The 4,678-nt window shown below is 70.4% G+C and carries 4 protein-coding genes; 3 read left to right on the top strand and 1 reads right to left on the bottom strand.

Annotated features, from left to right (window positions below):
* Both cysC and DM816_RS40325 read left to right on the top strand, forming a co-directional pair.
* The coding region (cysC, locus tag DM816_RS40330) for an adenylyl-sulfate kinase (protein ID WP_117215724.1) at nucleotides 1–580 on the top strand (580 nt) is incomplete at its 5' end.
* Between the two features lies 1 nt (nucleotide 581).
* Complete coding sequence (locus DM816_RS40325; RefSeq protein WP_117215723.1) at nucleotides 582–1,364, top strand: class I SAM-dependent methyltransferase; 783 nt, start codon at nucleotides 582–584, stop codon at nucleotides 1,362–1,364.
* 339 nt (nucleotides 1,365–1,703) lie between these two features.
* On the opposite strand, the gene DM816_RS40320 is transcribed toward DM816_RS40325, so the two are convergent.
* A complete protein-coding gene (locus DM816_RS40320) occupies nucleotides 1,704–3,368 on the bottom strand; it encodes a glycoside hydrolase family 26 protein (protein WP_162908357.1) in 1,665 nt (554 codons plus the stop codon).
* Between the two features lie 135 nt (nucleotides 3,369–3,503).
* Here DM816_RS40320 and DM816_RS40315 point away from each other — a divergent pair.
* Nucleotides 3,504–4,678: lipopolysaccharide biosynthesis protein (locus DM816_RS40315; RefSeq protein WP_211589070.1), on the top strand; the 1,175-nt coding region annotated here is incomplete at its 3' end.

Here is a 4,678-nt window from a genome sequence, read left to right as displayed (position 1 = left end):
CGAGCTGGCCCGCGCCCGCCCACCGCGGCGGCACCGCGGGCTGGTCGTGTTTTTCACCGGGCTTTCCGGTTCGGGCAAGTCCACCATTGCCCGGGGCGTCGCCGACGCTTTGCTGGAGACCGGCGAGCGCAGCATCACCCTGCTCGATGGCGACGTGGTGCGGCGCGAGCTGTCCGCCGGGCTCGGCTTCTCGCGCGAGGACCGCGACCGCAACATCCGCCGGATCGGCTGGGTTTCGGCCGAGGTCGCGCGGCACGGCGGCATGGCCATCTGCTGCCCGATCGCGCCCTATGCCGCCGCGCGGGCCGAGGCGCGGGCCATGGCGACCGCCGCCGGTGCCGATTTTGTCCTGGTGCACGTGGCAACGCCGATCGAGGTGTGCGAGGCGCGCGATCGCAAGGGCCTTTACGCGCGCGCCCGTGCGGGCCAGATCACCGGCATGACCGGGGTCGACGACCCCTATGAGGCGCCGCTGGACGCGCAGCTGGTGATCGACACGAGTGACGAGCCGCCGGAGGACGCGGTCGCCGAGGTGCTCGGCTACCTGTCCGATCAGGGCTGGATCAACCCGCGCGGTTGACATGTGGGCGGTGGGGGAGGCTTACGAGGCATACGTCGGCAGGTGGAGCCGGCCGGTCGCCCGTGAGTTCGTGCGCTGGCTCTCCCCCGAACCCGGCTGGCAGTGGCTCGATGTCGGGTGCGGCACCGGCGCGCTGACGGCCGCGGTGCTCGCCCACGCCGACCCCTTGAGCGTGGTGGGCGTCGACCCGTCCGAGGGGTTTCTCGACTGCGCGCGGGCACGCATCGTCGACCCGCGCGGCGACTTCCGCACCGGTGACGCGCTGGCGCTTCCCTTCCGGGACAACACGTTCGACGCGGTGGTCAGCGGGCTCGCGCTCAACTTCGTGCCCGACCCGGACAGCGCGGTGACCGGCTGCGCCCGCGTGGCGCGCCCCGGCGGGCTGGTCGCGGCGTACGTGTGGGACTACGCGGCGGGGATGGGCATGATGCGCCACTTCTGGGACGCCGCGGTCGAGCTCGACCCGGCGGCGTCCTCTTTGGACGAGGGCCTGCGGTTCCCGCTGTGCCAGCCACTGGCGTTACAAACGCTGTGGAGCGCATGCGGTCTGGAGTCGGTCGCGGTCGAGGGCATCGAGGTGCCAACGGTTTTCGCCTCGTTCGGCGACTACTGGCGGCCGTTCCTGGGCGGGCAGGGCCCCGCCCCCGGATACGTCATGTCACTGCCTGAAGACCGGCGCACCGCGCTGCGCGACCTGCTGCGCTCCCGCCTGCCGTCCAATCCGGACGGCTCGATCGCCCTGACCGCCCGCGCCTGGGCCGTCCGCGGCACCGTCCCCGCCTGACCCACCACTGGCGGTGGTGGCGCCGGCCGTCCCCGCGAGCGCGTGCCGGCTACGCGTCGCGGCCACAGCCACGCACACGCCCGAGCAGATCGACTTCGCGCTGGAGGCGTTCGCCCGCGTCGGCCCGCCTTGACCAGCTCGATCCGAAATGAACAACGGTTGCAACCTTTGGCGCGCCTGGCACGTGTTACGTCTGCAACGGCGAGAAGGCGGGCCACCGGCCGGGCGGGCGCGAGAGGAGGCCACGGCGGATTGCCACGGGCGCGCTCACGGCGGGGGCCGAGGCGAGACGCACGCGGCCATGATGGAACGCCTTACGGGGACTCGCCGCGGCGAACCTCAGAACCGGCTGAACAGGACGTCGAAGGCGGGGTGTTCGGAGAACCGGCGATATTCGGCCAGTCCTTTCGAGGTGTTGTGCACGCGCGAGTCCCGCCCCTCGGCGTCGGGCGACTCGAAGTACACATACGCCTTCACCCGCGGGAACAGGCCGAGCTGCAGCCGTGCCGAGTTGAAGAACTCGGCCTGGTGGCCGGGGTTGCTGTCTGAATACCAGACACCCCACTCGGCGAGCATGAGTGGCTTGTGCGGGAAGGTGCGCGCGGCCCAGTTGTAGAAGCCCGGCCAGTCCTGCCGGCTGCCCGATCTGCGGTTCATCATCTCCGCGAAGTCGCCGTGCCCGTAGCCGGGATCGCTGTAGGCGTAGGTGTCCCACGAGACCCAGTCGACGACGTCATCGCCCGGGTAGAGGTCGGTGAACCACGGCTTGACGTTCCACGGGATGTAGGCCATGTAGCACATGGTCGACACGAGGTTGGTCACGCCTTCGCCGCGCAGGAACGTGATCACGTGGCGGAAGGCGGCCGCGTAGTCCTTGGCGGTCATGCCGCTGCCCTCCTCGTCCACCACGTCGTTTTCGGGCTCGTGATGCATCGTGAAGAAGAACCGCTCGGGGAAGGTCGCGCGGAGGTGTTGGGCCAAGCGGCGCAGGTATGCGTCGATGTCCGCGTCGCCTGCGGCGATCTCCCCCCACGTGGCTCCGCGCGGCTTCCAGTTCAGGAGCAGGACTCGCGGGTTTTGCGGGTCGCGGGCGAGCGCCATCTCGGCCGGGGTCGGGAACAGGTCGTCGCCGCGGTGGTACGCGTGATAGATCAGCTGCGGCCGGTCCACCCGCCGTTCGAACTCCGTCAACGCGACCGAGCGGTCCTGCCGGGTGTGCGCGCCGGGCGCGACCCCCCACAGCGCACCGCACGATGGCACGAGCAGCTCGCCGACGCGGCACTCCGGGTCGACGGGCCCGGACGGCTGCGGTGAGGCCGACGGCGGCGCGGAAACCGAGGCCGACGCGCTCGCCGAGGGCGATGTGTTGGGCCACGGCTCGACCGACGGGCTGGGCCGCGGGCTCGGCGTGAACGTGGGCGGCATGACGGACGGCTCCGTCCACTCCAGAGTGATCGTGGGCGCGCCGGCCTGGGTCGACTCCCCCTCGCGTGCCACGAACCGGGCGGAGTCACGTCCGCTGGGGGCGGTGATGGCGAACGCATACACACCCGACGAACGCACGTGCTTGGTCACGTCGAACGCGACCGCACGGGCACCGGGCGCGGGCTCCACCGACGCGACCACCGTGCCGAGCCTGGGCGCCGTCTCGGCGTTCATGGCCTCTTCGCGCCAGCCGTTGTCCGGTACCGCGGAAAGCTCAATCATGTCCGGAAGATCTTCGTCTTCCGCGCCCAACCAGAGCCACGCCCGTTTGGGTTGCCGGGTGTCGGGCAGCTCCACATTGAACTTCACGTAGCTGATTGCCGCGCCGCCTTTGTGGCCGCCGGCGATCAGATATTTCTTGTCGCCGCCCGTTTCCTCCGGCGCAGCGGTCAACGCGAACGTGTCGCCCGAGGCGGGGATCCGTTCGGGATAGGGCGCGACCTTCCCGCCGATGAGTCCGATGACGATGGCGGCCGCGAGCGCGGCGAGCGCCGCCACGAGGCCCAAAGCTCGTTTCATGAGAAACATCCTTTTTGCCTGCTTATAAACCAAGAATACCTTTTATCCGGTACCGTGCAAGCCCTTGAACAGCGGAAATACGCGCGAAGCTGCGGCGAAGTTACGCGAAGGCCCGGGTGACCGTTGACTCCAGTTGTGGAACCGACGCAGTCATACGACCTCAACGACTACTTGGCGATGGCTCGCCGGCACTGGTGGATCGTCGTGCTCGCGCTCTTCATCGGCAGCGCCGCGGGATTCGAGTACAACCGCAGGCTCCCGCGTGAGTACGTCTCCACCGCATCCGTCCTGGTCTATCCGGCCGGTCAGGACGCCAACGTCACGGGCGGCCGCACCCGCGGCGAGATCAACCTCGACACGGAGGCGCAACTGGTCCGGTCCACCGCGGTGGTCAAGGGCGCCGGGCAGCTGCTCAACCTCCAAGAGGACGACGACCTCGCGGGCGACGTGGCCGTCGAGGTGCCCGCGAACACCTCCGTCCTGCAGATCAAGTTCAGCGCGACCGACCCGTCCGCCGCGCAGGCCGGCGCCCGCGCGTTCGCCGAGTCGTACCTGCGCAACCGCGAGGAGAACGCCAGGGCCACCATCGCCGCCCAGACCCAAGTCCTGCAGGACAAGGTTTCCGAGCTGACCGACGAGTTGGTACAGATCAACACCCAGCAGGCCGGAGCGTCGCGGACCTCCAGCGAATTCGCCAACCTGGAAAGCCGGCGCGAGGCCGCGCTCGCGCAGATCAGCCAGCTCACCAACAAAATCAACAACCTGACGACCGAGACCGTGAGCGGTGGCATGATCATCCGCGACGCGCGCCTTCCGGGCCGACCCGTCAAACCGAACACGCCCATCAACATTTCCGCGGGTGCGCTGCTCGGGCTGCTCGCCGGCATCGGGCTGAGCGCGCTACGCCAGCGCCTGGACCGCCGGGTGCGCTCCGCGTCGGAGGTCGGCGGCCGGTGTGGCGTCCCAGTCCTCAGCGAGATCACCGACCGGGCCGTGCCCGCCGACGACGTCTACCCGCCGTTCGGCGACGGCGGTCGCGCCTTCAACCGGCTGCGCAACGAGGTGGTGGCCGCGCTCGGCCAGGGCGAGCAGGTCGTCGTGGTCACCGGCGCGTCGCGCGGGCAGGCGGCGACGCATGTCGCGGCGAACCTCGCGGCCGCGCTGGCCCGGACCGGTACCGACGTCGTGCTCATCGGCGCGCACACGCCCGACTCGCTGGCCCGCCTGCTGGGGGTCGTGCCCACGCCCGGCGTGTCGGACGTGCTCGCGGGCCGGGCCAACCTGGGCGAGGCGACGCAGCGCGCCCCGCG

Source organism: Allorhizocola rhizosphaerae, from assembly GCF_003426775.1.
Classification (GTDB): Bacteria; Actinomycetota; Actinomycetes; order Mycobacteriales; family Micromonosporaceae; genus Allorhizocola; species Allorhizocola rhizosphaerae.
The sequence above is the reverse complement of the archived record's forward strand: the minus strand, read 5'-3'. Positions and strand labels throughout refer to the sequence as shown.